Origin of the sequence: Vibrio qingdaonensis (assembly GCF_026191675.1) — a bacterium.
Taxonomy (GTDB): domain Bacteria; phylum Pseudomonadota; class Gammaproteobacteria; order Enterobacterales; family Vibrionaceae; genus Vibrio; species Vibrio qingdaonensis.
The window spans coordinates 1-780 of the sequence record NZ_JAKRRY010000142.1 but is presented as its reverse complement, the minus strand read 5'-3'; the positions used below and the strand labels follow the sequence as shown (position 1 = coordinate 780).

Sequence of the window (780 nt, the reverse complement as noted above, 5' to 3'; positions counted from 1 at the left end):
CAACACAATAATACTGTATGTACAAACAGTATTATTTATGATTAACTGTTTATCATCTCCATTATTAGGGTAACAACGATGAAAAGTTCAAAGACTACCGCTAAAACCAATACCTTACCCAAGACTCCAGAAGATAGAAGTAAAGCCCTGACTACATGCTTAGCCATGATTGAAAAACAATTTGGTAAAGGCGCTATCATGTGTCTGGGGGATAACAGAACCATGGATGTAGAGACCATTTCTACAGGATCTCTATCTCTTGATATTGCTTTAGGGGCAGGTGGGCTTCCTATGGGGAGAATGGTGGAAGTCTATGGTCCAGAGTCCTCAGGAAAAACGACCTTAACATTAGAGCTTATCGCTGCGGCTCAAAAACAAGGCAAAACGTGTGCGTTCATCGATGCTGAGCACGCTCTCGATCCTATTTACGCTGAAAAGCTTGGGGTTGATATTGCCAACTTATTGGTTTCCCAACCTGATACTGGAGAACAAGCACTAGAAATTTGCGATGCTCTGGCACGCTCAGGCTCAGTCGATGTGATGGTCGTGGATTCCGTCGCTGCGCTCACCCCTAAAGCCGAACTTGAAGGGGAAATGGGCGATAGCCACATGGGATTGCAAGCTCGTATGCTATCCCAGGCTATGCGTAAACTCACTGGCAACCTGAAACAATCCAATTGCATGTGTATTTTTATCAACCAAATTCGCATGAAAATAGGCGGTTATGGCAATCCTGAAACGACGACAGGCGGTAACGCCCTCAAGTTTTATGCCTCTGTA

The 780-nt window shown here is 44.5% G+C and carries 1 protein-coding gene; it reads left to right on the top strand.

Annotation, left to right across the window (positions count from 1 at the left end):
- Positions 1 to 78 precede the first annotated feature (78 nt).
- The coding region (gene recA / locus MD535_RS25735) for a recombinase RecA (RefSeq protein WP_265678126.1) at positions 79 to 780 on the top strand (702 nt) is incomplete at its 3' end.